This is a genomic window from Kribbella sp. NBC_01505, assembly GCF_045040285.1.
Taxonomy (GTDB): domain Bacteria; phylum Actinomycetota; class Actinomycetes; order Propionibacteriales; family Kribbellaceae; genus Kribbella.
Window position 1 is genome coordinate 4,412,679 of the sequence record NZ_CP109425.1, and the last position, 21,203, is coordinate 4,433,881.

The following is a 21,203-nucleotide window of genomic DNA, read 5'->3' on the forward strand; positions in this document are numbered from 1 at the left end:
GCTCCCGGTGACGGAGCGCAGTGGAATGGGTACGTTGTCCCCTCGACCGTGCGAAATTCTGGGGGAGAACATGGCCGAGAAGGTGCCGTTGGGGTTCAGCCAGCTGGCCGAGTGCCTGGCTGAGGTGTACCAGAGGCGCAGCCTCAACCGGTTCGACCACAGCCTGCGGCACGAGCGGGACGAGGCGCTCCCGATCTTCGCCTGTGTGCAGGACCCGCTCGAGCTGGAGCGGCCGGCACCGCCCGGACAGCCGGCCCGTCCGCGGGTGCTGCGGATGTTGTCCGACCGGCTGCGTCCCGAGGGCGCGAAGTCGCCCGAGCTGCAGGTCCCGCATTTCGTCGTCGGTCTCGAGGACAAGTCGCCCAAGGACGGCCCGGATGCCGAGCTCCAGCCGGTGTCGGTCGAGGAGGTCGACGAGCTGGTCAACCTGCTCGACCGGGCGACCACCGGCCTGAAGGACAACCTCGCCGGTGGCTACGACTTCCCCCGCTACGACCTGGTGCGCTGGCTGATGGGGCAGTCCTTCGGAGAAGCAAAGCAGGTACGACGTGCGCTGTACCGGCGCGCCGTTGGTGGTGCCGGTGACAGCGACGGACTGTGGGCGCGCATCCAGCTCCAACTGCCGGGCTGGCTACAGGTTCTGACACTGTGGCTGCTGCCCACGCTCTTCTGGCTGCGCCACAGCGGACGGGTGCCGCTGCTGTCCGGGACCTACCGGTGGTTGCGGAACCAGCCGTACCTCGCGCGTGGTGACGACAACCTGTTCGAGCTGGCCCGCCGTGTCACCGGGGAGAAGCGACCGGAACAGGACCCCGAACGATTCGCCGGCCTGCTGGTCAATGCGTTCCTGGAGGATCTGCGGGCCGGATTCCGGCCGATCGAGTGGGTGCACCGGCACCGGGCCACGCATCCGATCCTGCTGGTCGGCCCGATCAGCCGGAGCAACGGCGGCTATCTCCTGGTGCGGATGGTGGCGGAGGTTCGCAACGACACCATGCGCTTCGACCCGCTGCTGCTCGTCACGATCGGTCGCAAGGTGCCGCCGCTGGCGCTCGAACCCGGCGAAGCCAAGGTCGACGAGAGCGTGGCCGCCTGGCGTGCGCGGCATCTGCAGGAGAGCCTGCAACGCTGGATCGGCGCCTGGCTGCTGGTCTTCCCGATCGGGGCGAGCCAGGTCGCTGCGACACGCAAGCTCAGCCTGAAGAACCGGCCGGTCTCCAGACCGACCGAGGACGAGCGCGAGGTGCGGTTCCACCGGGCAGTCGGGCCGATGTGGCGGCGGCGGTCCGGTGGGTGGTTGATCATCGGGACCGTGCTCGCCGTACTGGCTGCTACGTACGCCGGGATCGGGGTGCTGGACGATCGGCGGCACTGTGGTGGCGACGGGTTCCGCTGGCTCTTCTTCGAGGCCGTGGATACCTCGGTGGCCCGAGTGGACGGGGACTGTGTCGGGCTGACCGACGGGACCAACGCGCTGCTGTACCCGAGTGAGTCGTTCGGTCCGGTGGGGGACAAGATCCTCGAGCAGAACCGGCAGGCCGTCGAGTTGAGCAAGCGGGAGCCGGAGCGGCCCGTGATCACGCTGGCCTCCCTCACCTCGACCAGCGACGGATCGTCGAGCCCGGGCGGTTTCACCGCGGAGCGCGAGCAGTTGGCCGGGCTGGCGGTCGCGCAGGCTGTCCAGCTCGGGAAGCCGGCCCAGCGCTACGAGCCGATCCTCCGGGTGCTGATCGCGAACGCAGGGCCGCGGTATCGGCATGCCGATCGGGTGGCGGCGCAGCTCGGTGCCCTGGCCGCGAAGGACCCGTCGGTCGTGGCGGTGGTCGGCATGGTCGAGAGCCGGCAGTCGACGCAGGACATGATCCGCAAGCTGGCCGCGGTCGGGCTGCCGACCGTCGCGGCCACGCTGACGGCCGACCAGATGGTCGACGTCAGCCGGATGTACCTGCAGATCAGCCCGCAGAACCGGCGGGAAGCGGCCGTCGTCGCCGCACACGCCCGGAATCAGGTCGCGACCGGAAAGGACCCGTTCGGCCACGCGCTGACCCGCAAGGTCACCGTGTACAAGTCCGACGATCCGGCCGATACCTACAGCCAGAACCTGGCCAAGGACGTCCTGCAGGCGTTCGCGGCCGTGGGCATCTCCGGCACCTCGTCCTCCTTCGGCCCCCAGAGCGGGGGGACGGATCCGGCCGCCGCGGGCCGCGAGGCCTGCGACCACCAGGGCGAGATCGTGTTCTTCGCCGGTCGCGGCCAGGTCGACTTCCAGGCGTTCCTCAGTGGTATCCAGGATCGCTGCCGGACCAGGCCGCCGTACATCATCGGTGGCGACGACACGACCAAGTACGTCGCCGATCGCGGGGTCAGCGGCCTGAACCAGTCGGTCCCGTTCCAGTACCTCGCGCTCTCGCTGGCGCCCGATCTGCTGGAGAACGCAACCTCGGAGTCGGCCGATTTCTACGGCCGGCTGGAGGAGTTGTTCCCGTACGAGAAGACCGATCGGGGCCGCAGCCTGGACGGTCATGCCGCGCTGAGCTACGACTCGGCGTACGCCATCGTGCTGGCGACCAGCTTCCTGCGGCGCGACAACATCGCCGTGAACGGCGGCACGGTCTGGGCCGGACTGCAGTCGATCACCGACGCGGACGGGGCCAAGCGCGGCTACCAGGGGGTGACCGGGCGGATCGACTTCGGTGGCAGTGTGTCCCGGCGGGTGCCGGTGAACAAGCCGGTCGCGATCGTCACCTTCCAGCGCGGCAAGCCGGTGCCGAAGGCAACGATCGTCTGCGGGGCGCCGGCCGATTCCCCGGCGTGGTGCCCGACCGGCTAGTCCTTCAGTAGGACTCGAAGACCATACCGACGGCCGATGGGTGAACGCGATTCGCCAAGCATCCTTGAAGGTATGACCGGGGACTTCTTGCCTGAACGCCGTAAGGCTTCAGTGATCAGCCAGACACTGACCGTTGTACTACTGCTCGCTGTGGCGGCCCTCGCGGCCTATCTGTTCCTCTAGGAGTCCCAGCGCACTTCAGCCTCGCCGGGCCGGACGACTCCGGCCTCGTAGGCGACGACCACTGCCTGGACGCGGCTGGACAGGCCGAGCTTGGACAGCACGCTGCTGACGTGGGTCTTCACCGTGGTCTCACTGACGAACAGCTTGCTGGCCAGGTCGCGGTTCGACAGGCCGCGGGCCATCCAGACCAGGATCTCCCGCTCACGCTCGCTCAGCTGACCGAGCATCCCGGCCCAGCGCGCGTCGGCCTGCGCGGGCGCCGCGGCCGTCGTACCGCCGACTTGACGCTCCAGCTCCACGCACCGCTCCAGCAAGACGCGAGTCGAGGCTGGATCGACCAGCGAGTCACCGCGGTGCACTGCGCGGACAGCGGCGACCAGCAGATCTGGATCGGTGTCCTTGAGCAGGAACCCGGATGCCCCGGCCCGCACCGCGCTCAGCACATAGGCCTCGTCGTCGAACGTCGTCAGCACCAGTACGGCGGGCTTCGACCGGCCGGCGGCCTTGTTCGCCGTGGTGATGTGCTCGGTGGCGACCAGTCCGTCCATCACCGGCATCCGGATGTCCATCAGTACGACGTCGGGGTCGTACTGCTCGATCATCCGCAATGCCTCGGCGCCGTCACCGGCCTGCGCGACCGTGGTCAGGTCGGGCTCGTGATCGAGGATCATCGCCAGGCCCATCCGGATCACGCCCTGGTCGTCGACCACGAGAATCCGGATCTGGTCCGTCAGTTCTGCGGCGGCAGCCATGCCTGCACTCTCCATCCACCCAAGGGGCCCGCCGCGACGGCGAGTGTGCCGCCGACCGCTGTGGCCCGTTCGCGCATCCCGATCAGCCCGTTCCCGCGGCCGCTCTCGCTCCGCCGGGCGGTCTCCAGCACGTTCACCGGTGGTGGTCCACCGCTGCCGTTGTCGTCGATGGTGAGGAGCTCGCCCTGCGCACTACTCTGCCAGGTCACCCGAGCCGCAGTGGCCTTTGCGTGCACCATGACGTTGGTCAATGCCTCCTGAATGATCCGTACGGCGGTCAGGTCGGTGGCCGTGGTGAGCTGCTGCTGCCGGGGTGGCAGGAACATCGCGACATCGATGCCGACCGCCTTCAGGCGTTCCCCCATCCGGGCCACGTCCGCCAGATCCGGGACCGGCGCCGTACCGCCGCCGGAGTCGGTCGGCTGCGTGCCGGGGCCGGCGTTCAGGACCCGGACCGTCTCGCGCATCGCGGTCAGCGCTTCCTTGCCGCTGGCAATGATCCAGCGGATCGCCTCACGCAGTACCTCAGGTCGCTGGTCGGCGACCCGGTCGGCCGCCTGGGCCCGGATCACCACCGCGCTCACATGGTGCGAGATGACGTCGTGCAGGTCACGGGCGATCCGGGTGCGCTCGGCGACCGCGGCCCGCTCCGCCTCGACCGCGCGCAGCCGGACCAGCTCGGCGTTGCGCTGCTCGAGCACCGCCACGCTCTTACGGCGCCGGCGGGCGTCGGCCCCGAGCAGGACCATGCCGCAGATCAGGGCTTCCGCAAAAACAAACAGTGAGACGTTGATGTAGCTGTAGAGGCTCTGCAGGTCGCTCGGCAGGTTCTCGTACCGCCTGCCGTACATGATGGCGCGGTCCGAGTGACCCAGCACGATCGCGACCACGGTCGGCAGGCCGATCATCAGTCCGGCCAGGCTGCCCATCGCGAAGAAGCCGCTGACCAGGCGGCGGACGCCGTTCGAGGCGGCGATGTAACCGGCCACCAGCAGCGGGACGAGGTGGATCTCGGACTGCAGTGCGGCGTCGGCGATCTCGGGCTGGCCGAAGAGGGTGAGCCCGAGCTGGGCGGCCAGTCCGGTGCCGACCACGGCGTACACCAGGGGGTAGAGGATCGCGACGGCGATCAGGGTCGTGCGGGGGCGGCGGCGGCCGAAGGCGATGGTGGCGACCAGGAAGACGCCGGTCACCGCGGAGACCATCGGGTTGCGCGGCCGCAGCCAGCTGTCGTCGATCACGCCCAGCCCGACGAACCAGATGATGCCGACGACAGCGGCCACCAGGAGGTCCTGCTGGAGCTGCGACAGGCGTCGCCATGCGGTCATGTCGCCCAGCGTAGTCATTCGGTTGTGAGTAACGCTTCGTCACAGCGGTCGGGAAGTCTCCAACTTTCGGACGAGTCCTGACGTCCGAACTGATACTCAGGGCCTACTCACGGCCCGACAGGACGGTCCCTGGGACCGATGCGGCATCCATGGCAATCCGAGAGGCTGTACCCCATGACCGAACAGCTACCGCAGCGGCCGCGCCGTACCGTGCGGTCGAGGTTGCTGTCCGTGACCGGTGCGGCCGTGCTGGTGACCGTGGTCGGCTCGCTGCTGATCTGGCACACCCAGCTCGGCGAGTTCCTGTCGCCGGAGGCCGACAAGGAGCCGGTGATCTCGGGGCTGAACGCGCCGGGCGTCGCCGGTCCGCCGAAGCCGACGCAACTGGCCACCCACAGCCCGACCGCCCTGCCCTCCAAGCCGGTGAAGCCGAAGGCCACCACGAGCCCGAAGGCGAAGCCGACCAAGACTCCGAAGCCGGTGCCGAAGGAGAAGCCGACGGCCGAGTCCGGCGAGGAGAGCATCAACGGCCTGTCGCCGATCCTCCGCGCGCGGCTGAAGAAGGCGATCGTCGCGGCCCGCGCCGACGGCGTCACGATCCGGATCAACTCCGGCCGGCGTAGTGCCGCCAAGCAGCAGCGGCTGCTGGACGAGGCGATCAAGAAGTACGGCTCGTACCGCGAGGCGACTCGCTGGGTGCTGCCGCCGAACAAGTCGGCCCACGTGCAGGGCAAGGCCGTCGACATCAAGCCGGCCGCCGCCATGCAGTGGCTGGACACGAACGGCTGGCGCTTCGGCGTCTGCCGCCGCTACGACAACGAACCCTGGCACTTCGAGGCGCTGACCTCACCAGGGACCAAGTGCCCGCCGCGCGAAGCCAGCTCGACGGCCAAGAAATAGTCCACCAGATCAAGACACTCGGGAGCCGATCATGACGATGACCTACGCACAGCCGATGCCCACGCGCTACACCCGCGCCCGGCTCTCCGTCCCCGCCCTGTGGCGGCAGGTGGTCCGCTCGAGTGAGACCGCCAAGGAGAAGATCGTGCCGGAGCCGGACCGGTCGGCGTACACGCAGCTGGAGATCTACGACGGCGTACTGGCTGCTTTCGAGCGCCGGGACGAGGTCGCCGCGGTACTGGGGGCCGCGGGGGACCGGGAGACCGCCGTACGCCGGTTGCGCCAGGAGCTGGGGCTTTCCCAGCTGCAGGCGACCGCGCTGCTCGACCTGCCGCTCACCACCGAGTGCCGGGACCGGATCGCCCACCGCGCCGCGGAGTTGCGTACAGCGCTCGGTCGGTAACACTGGAATGTGTGATCACCCTGGAGCAGGCAGCACGGTTACGTAAGGCGGGTGTCCTGTGGACACCCGCGGCCGGCGATCGGTTCATGGTCCCGGACCGGGAGATGGACGACGACGTGTTCGTGGTGAGCGACATGACCGTCGAGGTGCACGACTATCAGGGCAGCAAGGTGATCGGTTTCAACGGGACCACCGAGTGGGCCCTGGACAGCATCGAGCAACGCGAGGTGATCTGGCTCCCTCGCGAAGAGCAGTTGCGAGCGCTCCTCGGTCCGCACTTCCGCCGGCTGGAATCCGCCCCCGATGGTTACACCGTCGAGCTGACCGGGTCGACGCATTCCGCCGAGGACGCCGAGCAGGCGTACGCGGCCGCCGTACTGCATCTGCTCGCAGCGTGAATCACCGCGGCGTGTTCGGCCGCCAGTACTGCTTCTTGTCCTTGTCCTTCACGGTGTAGCCGAGCTTGGCCACCTCGTCGCGGAGCTCGCGCAGGTCGGCCTTGCCCTTGTCCCCGTCGCCGAAGCTCTTCGCACGAGCCTTCAGTACGGCGTTCGCCCCCGGAGGCAGCTCGGGTTCGTCCTCGACCCAGCGCCGGAACCGGTCCGCGTGCGGATCGCCACTGTCCGACCACGGATAGCCGTGCGTGCGGAAGGCCTGCGGGATCTGTTTCGCCTCGGTCTTCAGCTGGTCGTGCTTCTCCCGCGCCAGTTCGCGCATGGTCGCGTCCAGCAGGACGATCTCCTTACCGTCCAGGAACGCGGTCGCGACCTTGCCCCGCGGTACGGCGACGGTCTTCTCGTTCTTCAGGAACTCCACCGACTCGTTGGTGATCGTCACCTTGAGGGTGTCGTCGAGCGCCATCGCGGCCAGCAGGACGCCGCCGAGCAGGCCGACCACGATGCAGATCACTCCCACCCACCAGCCGTCCCAGCCGGCCACCAGCTCCAGCGGTCCCTGGAACGGGACCCACTTCTGCCGGGCGGCCCAGTCGGCGATCCGCGGTAGGAAGAACCCGAGCACCAGGCCGGCCAGCGGCAGACCGCCGAACAGCACCACTTTGTCCGTGACCGAGTGCCCGATCACCGTCTTGCTCTGCATGCTTCGAAACTAGCGTTCGGGCCGGGAACTTTAGTATCGAAGTGTTGACGCACGGCCGACTGAAGGAGACTTGTGACCGAGGGCATCTGGCTGCGCTTTATCGGCGGCCCCGAGATCGATTCGCTGGGACTGACCCGGACCGAGATCGTGGACGCGGTCGAGGCGGCGGTCCGGGAGCACGGTCTCGGCCGGACCAGTTTCGAGCCGCGGGTGCATCTGATGCCGTCGAACGGCGGGATCGGTCACTTCAACGTGTTGCGCGGGCACCTGGACGGGCTGGGCGAGCGCGGGGTCAGCGGCGTGAAGGTGGTCGGCGACTTCGTGCCGAACTACCAGCTCGGGCTGCCGAGCGAGCTGGCGATGGCTACGCTCTTCGATCCGACCACCGGCGTACCGATGGCGGTGCTGGACGCGACCTTCATCACCGCGGCCCGGACCGGCGCGATGACCACGGTCGGAGCGCGGCATCTGGCGCGGCGGGACAGCAAGGTGCTGGCGCATGCGGGTGCGCGGGGGACCGCGTGGTGGAACGTGACGATGCTTGACGATCTGTTCGACCTGGACGAGATCCGGGTGACGTCGCGGCGGCCGGAGTCGCGGGAGAAGTTCGCGGCTGAGCTGTCGGAGGAGCTGTCCACGCCGGTGCGGGTGTTCGCTTCCGCGGAGGAGGCGTTCGACGGTGCGGATGTGATCGTGGAGGCGACTCGGTTGATGGAGCCGGAACCGCTGTTGCGGACGGCTGCGGTAAAGCCGGGCGCCTTTGTGGTGCCGTACGGGACGGTCAGTGCGGTCGAGCTGGATCTGCTGGATGTGATGGACAAGGTCGTGGTGGACGACTGGCGCGAGGCGCAGTCGGGTCGGTTCGGCGCCTTGCGGCAGCACGTGGATACGGGGCGGCTGTCGCCGGAGACCCTGTACGCCGAATTGGGGCAGATCGTGGCCGGGCGGAAGCCGGGGCGCGAGACTGATGCCGAGCGCAACCTTTTCTGGCATCGCGGGTTGTCGCTGCTCGATGTGGCAATCGCCTATCTGATCTTGCAGAAGGCCGAAGCCGCCGACGTCGGCACGATGCTGCGGTTCCACTGACATGCTGATCACCCAGGCGTCCGAGGTCGATCCGTCGAGTGCTGAGCCGGTGGAGATCGCTCAACCACTTCTGGATCGGCTTGCAGCTATTCGTGCTGAGGTCCTGCGGTCGTTGACTTCCGGGGATCCTGTGTACGGCGTCAATACCGGCATGGGTGCGATGAGTAAGGTCCGGTTGACCGAGGCCGAGCAGCGCATCCACCAGCGCAACCTGTTGCTGGGGCGAGCGGTCGGTGGACCTCCGTGGCTTCCGCCCGCTGAGGTGCGCGCGGTGTTGCTTGGTCGCCTGCGCACGTTTCTGAACGGTGATGCCGGGGTCTCGGCTGAGCTGATCCAGCAATTGGTTGCCCTGATCAACAGTGGTTCGTTGCCGCGGATCCCTTCCGAAGGTGCGGGGTCGGCGGGCGAGATCATTCCGCTCGCACATGCCTTCGGCCCGCTCGTGGGAATCGGCCCGAGCGCGTTGACGCCGTACGAGCTCGGGCCGAAGGAGGGGATCGCCTTGCTGGCGGGGATTCCTGGGGCTACCGGGCGGGCGGCTCTGCACGTTACGCGGGCTGGGCGGTTGGCTGACCAGCTGACCGCGGTTGCTGCGGGGGCTATTGCAGTCGTCGGGGCTAACCGGGCGCCGTACCAGCCGCTTGCAGGACGGGGCGACGCCGTACTGGCTGGGGAGTTGGCTCGGTTGCTCGAGCTGGCCGGGCCGGAGGCGGAGCCGCGGAGTTTGCAGGCGCCGGTGTCCTTCCGGGTTGCCGGGCAGGTGATCGCACACGTACGGCGGTCGGTGGCTGACCTGGATGCGGCCGTGGGGCGGGCGTTCGACGGGGTGACGGACTCTCCGGCGTACCTGGGTGGGGAGTTTGTTGGGACGGCTGGGTTCCACGGGATCGATCTGACCGCGTACTGCGATCACCTGGTGGCGGCGTTGGCGCATGCGGCCGAGGTGTCGGCGGCGCGATTGCATCGGCTGCTGGATGCGGGGGTGACGGGGTTGCCGGCTCAGTTGGCGCATACGCCCGGGCCGCAGGCTGGGTTGGTCGCGGTGCACAAGCGGGCGGTGGCGACGACGCATCAGCTGCGACGGCTGACGTTGCCGACGGCAATCGGTACGGCGGAGACGTCGAACGGTCAGGAGGACGTGCAGAGCTTCTCGTGGGAGGCCGTCGGCAACCTCGCGGAGGCCCTTCGCCTGACCCGCGAGGTCACCGCCTGCGAGCTGCTGGCCGTGTATCAGGCGTTCCTGCTGGCGAAACGTCCGCTGCCTGCCAACCTGCAGGCGGTAGCGGACGTCGTACCGGCGATCGTTGCAGACCGGCCTTTCGGGGAAGACCTGACGCGGCTACTGGAGACCGTGCTTCAGCCCTGACCGGCGACAGCCTTCTTCAGTTGGGCGACGAGCTCCGGCAGGATGAACTTGATGCCGAGCGGGCCGCCGATCGAGAAGGCGCTGGAGAACTCGCCGCTCGGCGACGGGGTGTTGATCACCGGTGCGCCGCCGAAGTAGGCGACGTGCTTGCCCTGGACTGCCGGAAGTGCGTTGTACAGCTTGTTCTTCTCGAGGCCGGCGTCGACCTTCCCGGCGGCGTCGAGCGCGGCCAGGTAGATCACGTCGGCCTGCGCCTTCGACGTCTGCTCGGCCGGGATCGCGACGTAGAAGTCGCCGTTCTCCATCGCGTCGACCTGCGGGTTCGTTGTGAAGCCCAGTGAGGTCAGCAGGTGCATCCGCGGGTCGGACGGCAGCCAGGCGTTCACCACCTGGTTCGTGTAGACGCCGGCCGTGATCGTCTTGCCGGCGAACTCCGGGTTCGCCTTCGCGGCGTCGGTGAGTAGCGCCTCGGTCTGCTTGATCACCTCGCTGCCCTCGGTCGAGGTCCCGGTGGCCTTCGCGATCTCGGCGACCTGGTCCTGCCACTTCACGCCGTACACGTTCTTGGTCCCGGCCGGGGCCGCGATCGTCGGCGCGATCGCGTTGAAGGTCTCGAACTCCTTCTTGTCGTTGATCGAGTTCACGTAGAGGATCAGGTCCGGCTTGAGCGCGGCGATCTCCTCGAACTTCGGCTCGAACGACTTCACCAGCTTCGGGGCCGGCTTGTCGCCGAGCGCCGCCTTCACCCAGCCGCGCGTCTCGGTGTTGCCGAACCAGTCCGCCCCGGCGACCGGGACGACGCCGAGCGAGATCGCGGCCTCCATGTCACCGCCACCGATTGCGACGACCCGCTGCGGCTTCGCCTTGATCGTCGTGGATCCGAACAGGTGGGTGATGGTGACCGGGAAGCCCGCCGAACTGCCGCCGGCGGTGGTTTGCGGGGTCTCGTCCTGACCGCACGCGGTGAGGCCGGCGCCGAGGCCGAGCAAGGTGAGCACGACGGCCGCGGTGGATCGGACACGGGACCAGGTCATAAGGGAAGCCTAACCTGACCTGTCAGTGACCGTCCGTGTGGGTTGAACGAAAAATCCAGCGCGACACGCTGGTTGCGGCCGAGTCGCAAGTAGCCTGCGCCCCCGTTGTGTCGTTCTCTTCGTAAAGCTAACCCTGCGGGGGTATCCGGCCACTGGTTGTATCCAGTAGCCTCTCGCGCGTGCGGCCGATCTGGAGGAACTCGTTGAAGCGGTTCGTGGTCCCACCGGACTGGCCGTCGCCGCCACGTCGCAGTTGGGTCCCGCCGAAGACCTGGCGTCCCGATCCCTCGTGGCCCCCGGCACCCGAAGACTGGCAGTTCTGGGTCGACGGCAAGGGCCAGCCGGTCCGCGGCCCCATCGGCCGGTACGCCGGCCCTTCGCAACGCACACTGTTCGCCAGGGCGGGTGCGGGTGTTCTGGCGCTCGCCGTCCTCTTCTGGGCGTTGTCCGCGGTCGGCCTGTTCGGCGGTGGCGACGGAGACAGCGCGGCCCACCTCGCGGGCGACGACGCCTCGACAACCCCGTCCGCCTCCCGGACCCCCGTCGTACCGTCGAAGTTGCCGACCGTCACGCCGTCCGCCCTCAAGCCGACGCCCACCCCGACGCCGATCAAAGCAACCGCCGAGCCCACCCGCCGGCCGACGCCCACCAAGACCACCAAGAAGCCGACCGTCAAGCCGTCGACCCCCCGAACGACGACCCAGACGATCAAGCCCACCCGCCCCGCCACCACCCGCCCGCCCACCCGGGACGAGATCCTCCGCAAATACTGCACCGACCGCGGCTGGCCCCCCGAATGGTGCGTCCCCGAAGAAGACCCCGCCGAACGCTGACCCCACCTCCGGCAACTCCGACGTACACGTCGCCTACGGCTGACGGGCTATGGTTGCGCCCGGCGCCGACGATGCCTGCCACCTGACCCGTCGCGGTGGTTGCTGACGCAGTTCGGGCGGTTTGAGGTGGGGCCAGTGGCTTTCTGTCGGGTGGGGGAGCCGTACCGCCCGAAAATGACCAGTACAACTCCCCAGGTCCAGTGACCCACGCCACCACCTCGGTCGCCGACGGCGCTGCACTGGCCTCGGCCATAGCCCGTCCGCCCGAGGCGAGGGCACCTGAAGCTCAGACGGCGAACACGCGGTTACCGCCTCGCCATCTACCTCAACTACAGGTCAGGCCAACCATCCTGTCGTTCGAACGGCCGCAGTGGCGAGTCGCCAGCGCCCACCCCGGCCAGCCGCATCGCAGGCGAGCGGAAGCCGGCCTTTGCGGGGATCTGCTGTCTCTCAGCGGCAGCAGGTCCCCGCAAAGGTGGTCGGTGTGCCCCCGATTCGCGCCGCACCGGACAGGCCGGGCACGTGGTCGGTGGCTGGCCGCCGCGGCGGCCGATCTACTGAAGCGCTAGGCGGGCGTGGTCTGGGGTTGAGGGGGATGGCGAGGCCGGTGACCGCGTGCCGGTCATCTGAGCTTCTGGGCTTCGGTTGCGGCCCCGGAAAATGAGGGGATCTCCCCGCAAGTTGCTGGTTCTCCCCTCAAATTTTGGGCAGAGAAGGGCCCATTTGAACGGATATCCAGTGAAATTCCGCACGCTGGCAGGCGACCCGAACCGCAGTGGTCAACCGCGGCGGCGGGTCAGCTGATTGGCCTCCGGATCGTCGGGAGCAACCACAGCGACCGGTCAGCGAACAGGCCTCCTTAGCAGCCTGCTCAGCCAGAGCCCGTCAGCCACAGGCAACGGGAACCTCGGTCACCAACCGCACCATCCCGCCCAGCCGAAGACCACCCCAGCCACACCGCTTCAGGTAATACCGGCCGCAGCGGCGACCAGCCACCGCGTACGCCACCGGCCGAATCCGAGCGGCCGGATGGGACGAGCACCTTCGGGGAGGAGGGGTTCCTGTCCAGCCGAAGTCCTCAGCCACCGCGACCGATCACCTGCCGCGATACCGCAACAAGCACCCAGCGGTAGTAGGTCCACTGTTAGACGACGTTTTGTTCGGTTCGGGGGGTGTTGGTGGCGAAGCGGCGGGCGTTCATGGGGGTGATGTCTACGAACGGGGTTTGGCCTAGGTAGAGGTCTCGGATGATCTCGCCTACGGCGGGGCCTTGGAGGAAGCCGTGGCCGGAGAAGCCGGTGGCGTAGAGGAAGCGGGAGAGGTTGTCGGCTTCTCCGATGAGGGCGTCGTGGTCGGGGGTGACTTCGTAGAGGCCGGCCCAGCCGGTGGTGAGGCCTACGTCGAGGAGCGAGGGGGCGCGGCGTTCCATGGCGGTGGTGAGGCGGGGGAGCCAGGCGTCGGTGCGGTCGAGGTGGAAGCCGGGGAGTTCGTCGGGGTCGGACATGCCGATCAGGAGGCCGGGTCCCTCGGCGTGGAAGTAGAAGGTGCTGGTGAAGTCGATCGTCATCGGCATGTTCGGCGGCAGGTCGGGAATCGCCTCGGTCACCACGATCTGACGGCGCAGCGGGGTGACGGGCAGGTTGAGGCCGAGCGGCTCTGCGAGTGCGGCCGACCAGGCGCCGGCGGCGCAGATCACCGTGCTGGTCCGAACGCTGCCGAGGCTGGTGCGCACCGTGCTGATGTTGTTGCCAATGACATCAATGCTCAGTACGTCGCAACCGGTGAGCAGCGTGGCGCCCAGCCGGCGGGCGGCCGTGGCATAGCCGAGTACGACGGACTCCGGCGTACAGTGCCCGTCCGCTGGTGAGAAGCAAGCGCCCGCCAGGCCGTCCGCGGCGAGGATCGGTGCGAGCGACAGTGTTTCGTCGACGCCGACCATGCGAGTCGGTAGGCCGACGGCGCGTTGGCGGATCGTGCTTTCGCGGAAGAGTTCGAGCTGGTCGTCGTTCTCCAGTAGGAACAGGTAGCCGACCTGGTGCAGGTCGATCTCCTGCCCCGGACGTTGGGCGAACTGACCGAACGCCTCCAGGCTGCGCGCGCCGAGAGCGATGTTCAGATCGTCCGAGAAGTTCGCCCGGATCCCGCCGGCCGCCTTCGAGGTCGAGCCGGATCCGAGTGCGTTCCGCTCGAGCAGCAGCACGCGTTCGACCCCGGCCTCGGCCAGGTGGAACGCGATACTCGTGCCCATCACGCCGCCGCCGACGATCACCACGTCGGCGGCCTCCGGTAGTACGCCGCTCATGGCAGCAAGCCGTGTCAAATTAAGTAGGCCAGGTCAGCTTCGACCGTCTCGGTATCCATCTGGGCCTTCTGCAGCTTGCCCGAGTAGTCCCAGTTCATCGACTGCCAGCGGGTGAACTGGTCGAGCACCCAGATACCGCTCTGCCGCGAACCGTTGCCGGACTTGCCGTTCCCGCCGAACGGCAGGTGCGCCTCGGCGCCCGAGGTCGAGTTGTTCACGCTGACCATGCCCGCCGAGATGCCTTGCGCGAACCGGAACGCCTCGTTCGGATCGGTCGTGTAGATCGAGCTGGACAACCCGTACCCCGGCTTGTTGCCCAAGGCAATCGCTTCGGGCAAGGTCGAGTACGTCGTGATGCCGACGATCGGACCGAAGGTCTCGTTCAGGAACAGCTCGTCGTCCGAGCGCACTCCGTCGACGACCACCGGGTGGTAGAACAGCCCGCCCGCGGGATCACCGACGAATCCGGCCCGCGGGTTGTCCGCAGCGACCCGGCCGGTTGCGCCGATCACCTGGTGGTGCGGGGCGATCCAGCCCAGCGTCTTCTCGAATCCGGCTGCGAACTTCTCGTCCAGCAACGGCCCGAACAGCACGTCCTGCGTGGGATCGCCCATCGCCGCGCCCGCGACCGCCACGGTGAACCGCTCCACGAACTCATCGTGAATGGACTCATGCACGATCACCGTGCCCAGCGACGTACAGCGCTGTCCTGCAGTGCCGAAGCCGGAGAACAAGGCGCCCTCGACGGCTAGGTCGAGCTCGGCGCTCGCGCTGATCACCATCGGGTTCTTGCCGCCGAGTTCGAGGCACGGCGTCTGCAGGTGCCGGCCGCACAGCTCGCCGATCTGGGTACCGACCGCGCTCGACCCGGTGAACCCGACCTTGTCGATCAGGCCCGCCTGCAGCGACTGCTCCAACCCCGCGAACGTGTCCGGGCCATCGGCGTACACGACGTTGAAGACCCCAGCCGGTACGCCGGCGTGCGCGAACAGCTCGTAGAACGCGTCGGACATCACCGCCGAGTACTCCGCGGGCTTCCAGACGACTGTGTTGCCGCAGAGCAGGGCGGGGACGATGTACCAGGACGGGACCGCGACCGGGAAGTTGCCGGCCGTGATCACCGCGACCGTCCCGATCGGGCGGCGGAAGGTGAACAGTTGCTTGTCCGGCATCTCCGACGGAACGGTCTGCCCGTACAGGCGACGCCCCTCGCCGATGAAGAAGTCGCAGGTGTCGATGATCTCCTGCACCTCGCCGCGCGCCTCGGCGATCGGTTTGCCGATCTCCCGGGTGACGAGCGCGGCCAGCCGCTCCGTGTTGGCGGTCATCAGCCGGCCGACGTTCGCGATCACCTGACCGCGTTGGGGAGCCGGTGTCGCGGCCCACGCGCCCTGCGCCGCCCGAGCCGCCTCGGCCGCCCGCACGAACACCTCCGGGCCCGCGCTGCCCACCGTCCCGACGACATCGCTCAACTGCGCCGGATTCGTCGACTCGGTACGCCGTACCGTCTCCGCAATCCGCTCGCCCGCCACAACCGACAGCACCTCGACGCCCATCCACTACCCCTCACCTAGTCGTTCCCCCCACCCTCACCCACCCCGCCGCGCCCCGCCACCCCAACCCGCATTTGCCGGGTCCACTCACAACCGGATGGGGTAACCCATGAGATGGCTGAGCGGGGTGCGTTTGGTGGGTCCACCCATGAGGTTGTGGGTTCTGTACTCGCCCGGGTGTAGAACCCGCAAGCGGATGGGGTAACCCATGAGATGGCGGGGGCTAGGAGGGGACTTTGCGGTTGGGGTAGAGGTCGGGGACGGGGATGGGGAGGCTCCAGAAGTGGGTTCGGGAGTTGACCATTCCGTAGCGGACGGCGAGGTAGCGCATGAGTTTGAGGGGGCCGCCGATGAGGATCAGGGCGAGCGGGATCTCCAGCAGTACGGCGCTGAGCACCGCCTGCATGAGGTCGCTGCGCTGGCTGGTGAGGATGTCGAACCAGGCGTCGCAGAGCAGCAGTACGCCGGAGATCACCGCGGTCGGGAAGACCATCACCCGGCGCTTCCAGCCGGCGATCGCGGTCAGGGCGAGGGTGGCGAGTAGCAGGATGTCGAAGCCGACCCAGGTGGCGACCCAGTTCCGCGCGACGTAGTGGTTGGGCAGGGTGACGGCCAGGTAGACCGTCCACGGGATGAGCGCCAGCGAGCAGAGCAGGATCAGCGCGGTTCGCCACTTGCGGATCCGGTTGATCGTGCGCACCGACGGCAACCCCTCCGGGCGCGGCACCAGCCGCAGCAGTAGGTCGCGCCGCTCCGCCGGGGTCAGCGCGGCGATCTGGTCGTCGGTCAGGGTCACCCCTCCAGTATCGGCACAGCCAGTATCAGCCCGCCGTCCAGCACCTCTTGTGATTGCATTCACAAGCCCTTAGAATGGACGTCCGGAGCAACCGTGGAGGTGTCGACGATGACCAGCCGCAAGCCCCCGAGTATGTCGATGCAGGAGTGGATCGACTGGCAACTGCGCGAGGCCGAGAAGGCCGGCGAGTTCGACAATCTGGTCGGCGCGGGGAAGCCGTTGAAGCTTGCGGACAAGCATGACCCCGACTGGTGGGTGAAGGACTTCATCCGCCGGGAGAACATCGACACCGATGCCCTGCTGCCGCCGGCCGTGCTGCTGCGCAAGGAGAAGGCGCAGATCCGCGAGAAGGTCGCGAAGATGCGCCGGGAGTCCGAGGTGCGCGACTACCTCGAGGACCTGAACAAGCGGATCGTGCTGAACATCCGCGACACCACCGGCCCGGTGATCCCGGTCGGGAAGGTCGACGCCGAGGCGGCGCTCGCGCAGTGGCGCGTCGACCACGACGAGTGGCTGGAGAACCGCCGGCGGGCGGCTGTCCGTGCCGCCGAGGAGCCCGCCGTACCGGCGAAGAAGTCGATCTGGCAGCGGATCTTCAGTTCTTGAGCAGTGCCCGGGCGGCGGTCTCGATCGTCTCCTCACTGAGCAGCACCTGCCGCGCCGCGTCGCCGAGCGGGACGAACGAGTCCTCCGACGTGACGCGGCCCATTCGGCCGGCGTAGCCATGGTCGATCAGCGCGGCCAGCACGCCTTCGGACACGCCGCCGGATCGCCGGGTCTCGTCGACGACGAGCACCCGGCCGGTGGCCGTTGCCTCACGCAACAAATCCTCGACCGGTAACGGCGCCAGCCACCGCAGGTCGAGCACCCGTACGCCGGGAACCCGCGCCGCGACCCGAAGACTCATCGGTACGCCGTTGCCGAAGCTCACGAGGGTCAACTCGGTGCCAGTGCCGTAGGTGCGGCCGCGGCCGATCGGCACCGGCTCGGTCGGGTACGGCGTCGACCACGCGTCGTCGGCCTCGTCGTACAGATCGCGGCGGTGGTAGAGCGCGATCGGCTCGAGGAAGACGCTGACCGTGCCGGACGATCGGGCCGCCGCGGCGCAGGTGTGCAGCATCGCCGCCGCGTCGTCCGGGCGCGAGGGGGACGCGATCACGAGACCCGGGATGTCGCGCAGGACGCCGATCGCGTCGTCGTTGTGGAAGTGGCCGCCGAAGCCCTTCTGATAGCCATAGCCAGCGATCCGCAGAACCATCGGATTCGAGTACTGCTCCTGCGAGAAGAACTTCAGTGACGCTGCCTCGCCGCGGAGTTGGTCCTCGGCGTTGTGCAGATAGGCCAGGTACTGGATCTCGGGGATCGGCAGCAGCCCGGAGACCCCGGCGCCGAGCGCGAGACCGAGGATCGACTGCTCATCCAGCAAGGTGTCGAAGACCCGGGCCGCGCCATGCGCCTTCTGCAGTCCGCGCGTCACGCCGTACACGCCGCCCTTGCGGCTGACGTCCTCGCCGAAGACCATCGCCTCGGGATAGGACGCCAGTACGTCGCTCAGCGCGCGGTTGATGGATTGGCTCAGTGTGAGGCGCTCTGTGGTCGGTGTGCGTTGGGGCAACGCTTGCGCGACGGTCGCCGGGTCGGGGAAGCGGAGTGGCGCGGCGACTGCCTCGGCGGATGACAGCTGTGGAAGACCGGAGACCTCGGCCGCGATCCGCATCGCCTCGGCGCGCTTGTCCTCGTAGAGATCGATCACCTCGTCGGCGGTGAGACCCGCGCCGAGCAGGCGGCGCGCCGTACCGAGTAGTGGGTCCAGCACCTCGTCGGCGGCGACCTCTGCCGTGCTCCGGTACGCCGCTTCGACGTCGGAGCCGGCGTGGCCGAGCAGCCGGACGGTCCGCAGCCGGAGGAACGCCGGCCGCCGATTCCGTCGTACGAAGGTGGCTGCTTCCGTCGCCATTGTCAGGGTCGCGGCGAGATCGGTGCCATCGGCATCGAAATACCGCAGACCGGGCCGCTGGCCGTAGGCCTGCTTGATCCAGCCGTCCGGCGTCCGCACGCTGATCCCTAGCCCGTTGTCTTCGCAGACCAACAGCAACGGCATCGGGATGCCCTGGTACGACGTATGCAGCGCGGCGTTGATCGCGCCGGTGGCCGTCGAGTGGTTGGCGGATGCGTCGCCGAAGCTGGTCACCACGATCGCGTCCGCAGGCCAAGGCGACGGTACGCCGAGCTTCGCGGCGCGGGCCATCGAGAACGCGACTCCCATCGCCCGCGGCAGGTGGGACGCGATCGTCGAGGTCTGCGGGATGATCGCGAGGTCGTGGCGGCCGAAGACCTTGTGCCGGCCGCCCGAGATCGGCTCGGTGGTTGCGGCGGCGACGCCGAGCAGGATGTCCCGCAGTCCGTCCTTCACACCGCACTGGTCAGCGCGGGCCAGGTAGAAGGCGCCGGAGCGATAGTGCAGCAGCGCCGGGTCGGTCGACCGGAGGGCCGCGGCGACGGCCGCGTTGCCCTCGTGGCCGGCCGACCCGATCGTGTAGAAGCCGTGGCCCTGCGCCTGCATCCAGCGCGCGGCCAGATCCGCGTGCCGGCTGCCGAGCTGAGCGTCGTACAGGCTGCGCAGCAGATCGGCGGGGTAGTCGCAGGGGGCGGGTTTGAGGGCGCGCACCCGCTCCGCGAACCGCTCGTCGACGCCGGTCATGGGGCCTCCTGACCTGGAGTGACGAGGGAAGGGCTGGAGTTAAAGCCCCCTGGCCGCCGCGCGGAGCGCGGAATAGACAGAGTCATGGGGCAAGGCCCTGGTCAGAGGCCGCAGTCGAATCCGTCGTCGTTCGGATTGGCGTCGGCCAGGACGTCCAGGATCCGGCTCGCGCCGTGAAGGTCCTCATTCGATACATGATCCGCGAAGAACGTCGAGACCACAGCTTCGACCACGGGTCGGGCCGCGTCGAGCGCCGTCCGGCCGTCCTCGGTCAGCTCCGCCCAGGTCGCGCGGCGGTCCTCGGGAGTGTTCCGGCGGACCACCCAGCCGTCCTTGTCCTCGAGCTTGCCGATCAGCCGGGTCGCGCCGCTGCGGGAGATCATCAGCTCCGCGGCCAGCGGGGCCATCCGCATCCGGCCGCCGGCGCCGTCCAGGGCGCGCAGCACCTCGTGCTCGAAGTAACTCATCTTCAGCCTGGTCCGGAGCGTGTTGTCGAGATGCGCGAACAGCAGGGTGTCCGCGCGGTACATCGCTCGCCAGGCCTGGAGTTGGGTGGGGCTCATCTCCGGCGGCATGGAAGGGAGTCTACGCCGTTCCATGCACAGATAAACTGTTGACACGTGAACTGTTCGCATGGATATTCTGTCGGCGCTGGGTGGAAGAGTCCGCGGTGCGAGCAGAAGGAGGCGATCGTGAGCGAGGCAGGCGCGGGGTGGAAGGCGGTTCGGCCGCTGCGGCACCGCAACTACCGGCTGCTCTGGATCGGCCTGGCGGTGGCGCTGCTCGGCAGTGGACTGTGGCTGGTCGCGCTGGCCTGGCAGGTGATCGAGCTCGGTGGCGGTCCGGTCCAGCTGTCGGTGGTGACCACGGCGTACAGCATCGGTTTGGTTGTCTGCGTGCTGTTCGGCGGAGTTGCGGCCGATCGGCTCTCGCAGCGCTCGGTCATGGTCGCGGCCGATGTGGTCCGGGGGTTCGTGCTGCTCGTGGTCGCGGGTCTCGCGTTGACCGAGCTGCTGGAGATCTGGCATCTGGCCGGAGCCGCCGTGCTGATCGGCGCCGGCGAGGCGTTCCTGATACCGGCGTACACGGCGCTCGTGCCGAAGCTGCTGCCTGCTGACGAGTTGCTGGCGGCCAACGGGCTCGAGGGGACGCTGCGGCCGTTGGCGCAGCAGGCCACCGGCCCCGCGCTCGGCGGTCTAGTCATCGCCGCCATGTCGCCGGGGCTGGCGATCCTGATCACCGCGCTGACCTACTTCTTCTCGGCCGCCTGTGTGCTCGCGATGCGGCTCCCGGCTGCGGAGCCGGCCGAGGTCGACGAGGAGCGGGCGACCGGCATGCGGGCGATGTTCGCGGATCTCCGTGAAGGCTGGACCTATGTACGGCGTACGCGGTGGCTGCTCGCGTCGTTGCTGTTCGGCACGGTCTTCGTGCTGCTGATCCTCGGGCCGCTGGAGGTGTTGCTGCCGTTCGCCGTCAAGGACCAGTTGGGCGGCGGGCCGAAGGACTTCGGTCTGGTGCTCGCGGCCTTCGGCATCGGCGGAGCGATCGGTGCGCTGCTGATCTCGTCCCGCAGTCTGCCGCGCCGCTACCTGACGATCATGACGTTGATCTGGGGCTTCGGGGCGCTGCCGATCGTGGTCCTCGGTATCGCCCGGGACCTCTGGGTGATGGCGGCGGGTGCCGCCCTGGTCGGTGCCTCCGGCTCGGCGGCGATGGTCATCTGGGGCACGCTGCTCCAGCGCCGGGTTCCGGATCAGCTCCGCGGCCGGATCTCCAGTCTCGACTTCTTCGTCTCGCTGCTGCTGATGCCAGTCTCGATGGCTCTCGCCGGTCCGGCCGGCGCCCTGCTCGGCGTCCCGGCCGTCTTCGTCATCGCCGGCGTCGGGCCCGCCGTCATCTGCCTCTTCGTCGTCTACTTCGGCCGGCTGCCCGCCGACGAGATCGCCAACCCGCTCGATCCCGCCCCGGAGCCCGCCAGCGCCTGACCCAGCTCCCTATCGGGCGATGACAACCTTTCGCGAGGTTCCAGACGTCTTCT

18 protein-coding genes are annotated in these 21,203 nt (G+C 68.5%); 9 read left to right on the forward strand and 9 right to left on the reverse strand.

Going from position 1 to position 21,203, the window contains the following annotated elements:
• Nucleotides 1–70: 70 nt before the first annotated feature.
• Nucleotides 71–2,830 (forward strand): hypothetical protein, encoded by a 2,760-nt coding sequence (locus OG474_RS20885; protein ID WP_405064021.1) that lies wholly within the window; start codon nucleotides 71–73, stop codon nucleotides 2,828–2,830.
• A 179-nt stretch (nucleotides 2,831–3,009) separates the two neighbouring features.
• Here the strand turns inward: OG474_RS20885 and OG474_RS20890 are convergent, their stop codons facing one another.
• Both OG474_RS20890 and OG474_RS20895 read right to left on the reverse strand, forming a co-directional pair.
• Nucleotides 3,010–3,747 carry a response regulator gene (locus OG474_RS20890; RefSeq protein WP_405064600.1) on the reverse strand — a complete coding sequence of 246 codons (738 nt, stop codon included), beginning with the start codon at nucleotides 3,745–3,747 and terminating at the stop codon, nucleotides 3,010–3,012.
• Nucleotides 3,744–5,093, reverse strand: coding sequence for a sensor histidine kinase (locus OG474_RS20895; protein ID WP_405064022.1), 1,350 nt, complete (start codon nucleotides 5,091–5,093; stop codon nucleotides 3,744–3,746). Before OG474_RS20895 ends, OG474_RS20890 begins: the two co-directional genes overlap by 4 nt.
• A gap of 174 nt (nucleotides 5,094–5,267) precedes the next feature.
• Here OG474_RS20895 and OG474_RS20900 point away from each other — a divergent pair, with 174 nt between their 5' ends.
• The 3 genes from OG474_RS20900 to OG474_RS20910 are packed head-to-tail and all read left to right on the forward strand — an operon-like array spanning nucleotide 5,268 to nucleotide 6,794.
• Entirely contained in the window at nucleotides 5,268–5,993 is a 726-nt protein-coding gene (locus OG474_RS20900) for a D-alanyl-D-alanine carboxypeptidase family protein (protein WP_405064023.1), read from the forward strand.
• 31 nt (nucleotides 5,994–6,024) lie between these two features.
• A complete protein-coding gene (locus tag OG474_RS20905) occupies nucleotides 6,025–6,396 on the forward strand; it encodes a hypothetical protein (RefSeq protein ID WP_405064024.1) in 372 nt (123 codons plus the stop codon).
• A gap of 11 nt (nucleotides 6,397–6,407) precedes the next feature.
• Entirely contained in the window at nucleotides 6,408–6,794 is a 387-nt protein-coding gene (locus OG474_RS20910) for a pilus assembly protein CpaE (RefSeq protein WP_405064025.1), read from the forward strand.
• Nucleotide 6,795: 1 nt separating this feature from the next.
• Here the strand turns inward: OG474_RS20910 and OG474_RS20915 are convergent, their stop codons facing one another.
• Complete coding sequence (locus tag OG474_RS20915) at nucleotides 6,796–7,494, reverse strand: hypothetical protein (RefSeq protein WP_405064026.1); 699 nt, start codon at nucleotides 7,492–7,494, stop codon at nucleotides 6,796–6,798.
• Between the two features lie 72 nt (nucleotides 7,495–7,566).
• Between OG474_RS20915 and OG474_RS20920 the strand changes: the two genes are divergently transcribed.
• Together OG474_RS20920 and OG474_RS20925 are read left to right on the forward strand one after the other, a co-directional pair.
• Nucleotides 7,567–8,580, forward strand: coding sequence for an ornithine cyclodeaminase family protein (locus OG474_RS20920; protein WP_405064027.1), 1,014 nt, complete (start codon nucleotides 7,567–7,569; stop codon nucleotides 8,578–8,580).
• A gap of 1 nt (nucleotide 8,581) precedes the next feature.
• Nucleotides 8,582–9,946, forward strand: coding sequence for an aromatic amino acid lyase (locus tag OG474_RS20925; protein ID WP_405064028.1), 1,365 nt, complete (start codon nucleotides 8,582–8,584; stop codon nucleotides 9,944–9,946).
• On the opposite strand, the gene OG474_RS20930 is transcribed toward OG474_RS20925, so the two are convergent.
• Nucleotides 9,937–10,980, reverse strand: coding sequence for an ABC transporter substrate-binding protein (locus tag OG474_RS20930; RefSeq protein ID WP_405064029.1), 1,044 nt, complete (start codon nucleotides 10,978–10,980; stop codon nucleotides 9,937–9,939). The genes OG474_RS20925 and OG474_RS20930 overlap by 10 nt on opposite strands.
• A 179-nt stretch (nucleotides 10,981–11,159) precedes the next feature.
• Between OG474_RS20930 and OG474_RS20935 the strand changes: the two genes are divergently transcribed.
• Complete coding sequence (locus OG474_RS20935) at nucleotides 11,160–11,813, forward strand: hypothetical protein (RefSeq protein WP_405064030.1); 654 nt, start codon at nucleotides 11,160–11,162, stop codon at nucleotides 11,811–11,813.
• A gap of 1,144 nt (nucleotides 11,814–12,957) precedes the next feature.
• Here the strand turns inward: OG474_RS20935 and OG474_RS20940 are convergent.
• The 3 genes from OG474_RS20940 to OG474_RS20950 form a co-directional block, all read right to left on the reverse strand.
• Nucleotides 12,958–14,115 carry an NAD(P)/FAD-dependent oxidoreductase gene (locus OG474_RS20940; protein WP_405064031.1) on the reverse strand — a complete coding sequence of 386 codons (1,158 nt, stop codon included), beginning with the start codon at nucleotides 14,113–14,115 and terminating at the stop codon, nucleotides 12,958–12,960.
• 14 nt (nucleotides 14,116–14,129) lie between these two features.
• Complete coding sequence (locus OG474_RS20945) at nucleotides 14,130–15,671, reverse strand: aldehyde dehydrogenase family protein (protein WP_405064032.1); 1,542 nt, start codon at nucleotides 15,669–15,671, stop codon at nucleotides 14,130–14,132.
• Nucleotides 15,672–15,891: 220 nt separating this feature from the next.
• Nucleotides 15,892–16,464 (reverse strand): hypothetical protein, encoded by a 573-nt coding sequence (locus OG474_RS20950; protein WP_405064033.1) that lies wholly within the window; start codon nucleotides 16,462–16,464, stop codon nucleotides 15,892–15,894.
• A 108-nt stretch (nucleotides 16,465–16,572) separates the two neighbouring features.
• On the opposite strand from OG474_RS20950, the gene OG474_RS20955 reads away from it, so the two are divergent.
• Nucleotides 16,573–17,070 (forward strand): DUF1992 domain-containing protein, encoded by a 498-nt coding sequence (locus OG474_RS20955; RefSeq protein ID WP_405064034.1) that lies wholly within the window; start codon nucleotides 16,573–16,575, stop codon nucleotides 17,068–17,070.
• Here OG474_RS20955 and OG474_RS20960 read toward each other — a convergent pair.
• Both OG474_RS20960 and OG474_RS20965 read right to left on the reverse strand, forming a co-directional pair.
• On the reverse strand, nucleotides 17,060–19,165 hold the full coding sequence (locus OG474_RS20960; RefSeq protein ID WP_405064035.1) for a thiamine pyrophosphate-dependent enzyme: 2,106 nt from the start codon (nucleotides 19,163–19,165) through the stop codon (nucleotides 17,060–17,062). The two genes, OG474_RS20955 and OG474_RS20960, sit on opposite strands and share 11 nt — an antisense overlap.
• Nucleotides 19,166–19,266: 101 nt before the next feature.
• Nucleotides 19,267–19,740 (reverse strand): MarR family winged helix-turn-helix transcriptional regulator, encoded by a 474-nt coding sequence (locus OG474_RS20965; RefSeq protein ID WP_405064036.1) that lies wholly within the window; start codon nucleotides 19,738–19,740, stop codon nucleotides 19,267–19,269.
• A gap of 117 nt (nucleotides 19,741–19,857) precedes the next feature.
• On the opposite strand from OG474_RS20965, the gene OG474_RS20970 reads away from it, so the two are divergent.
• Complete coding sequence (locus OG474_RS20970) at nucleotides 19,858–21,150, forward strand: MFS transporter (RefSeq protein ID WP_405064037.1); 1,293 nt, start codon at nucleotides 19,858–19,860, stop codon at nucleotides 21,148–21,150.
• Nucleotides 21,151–21,203: the final 53 nt, after the last annotated feature.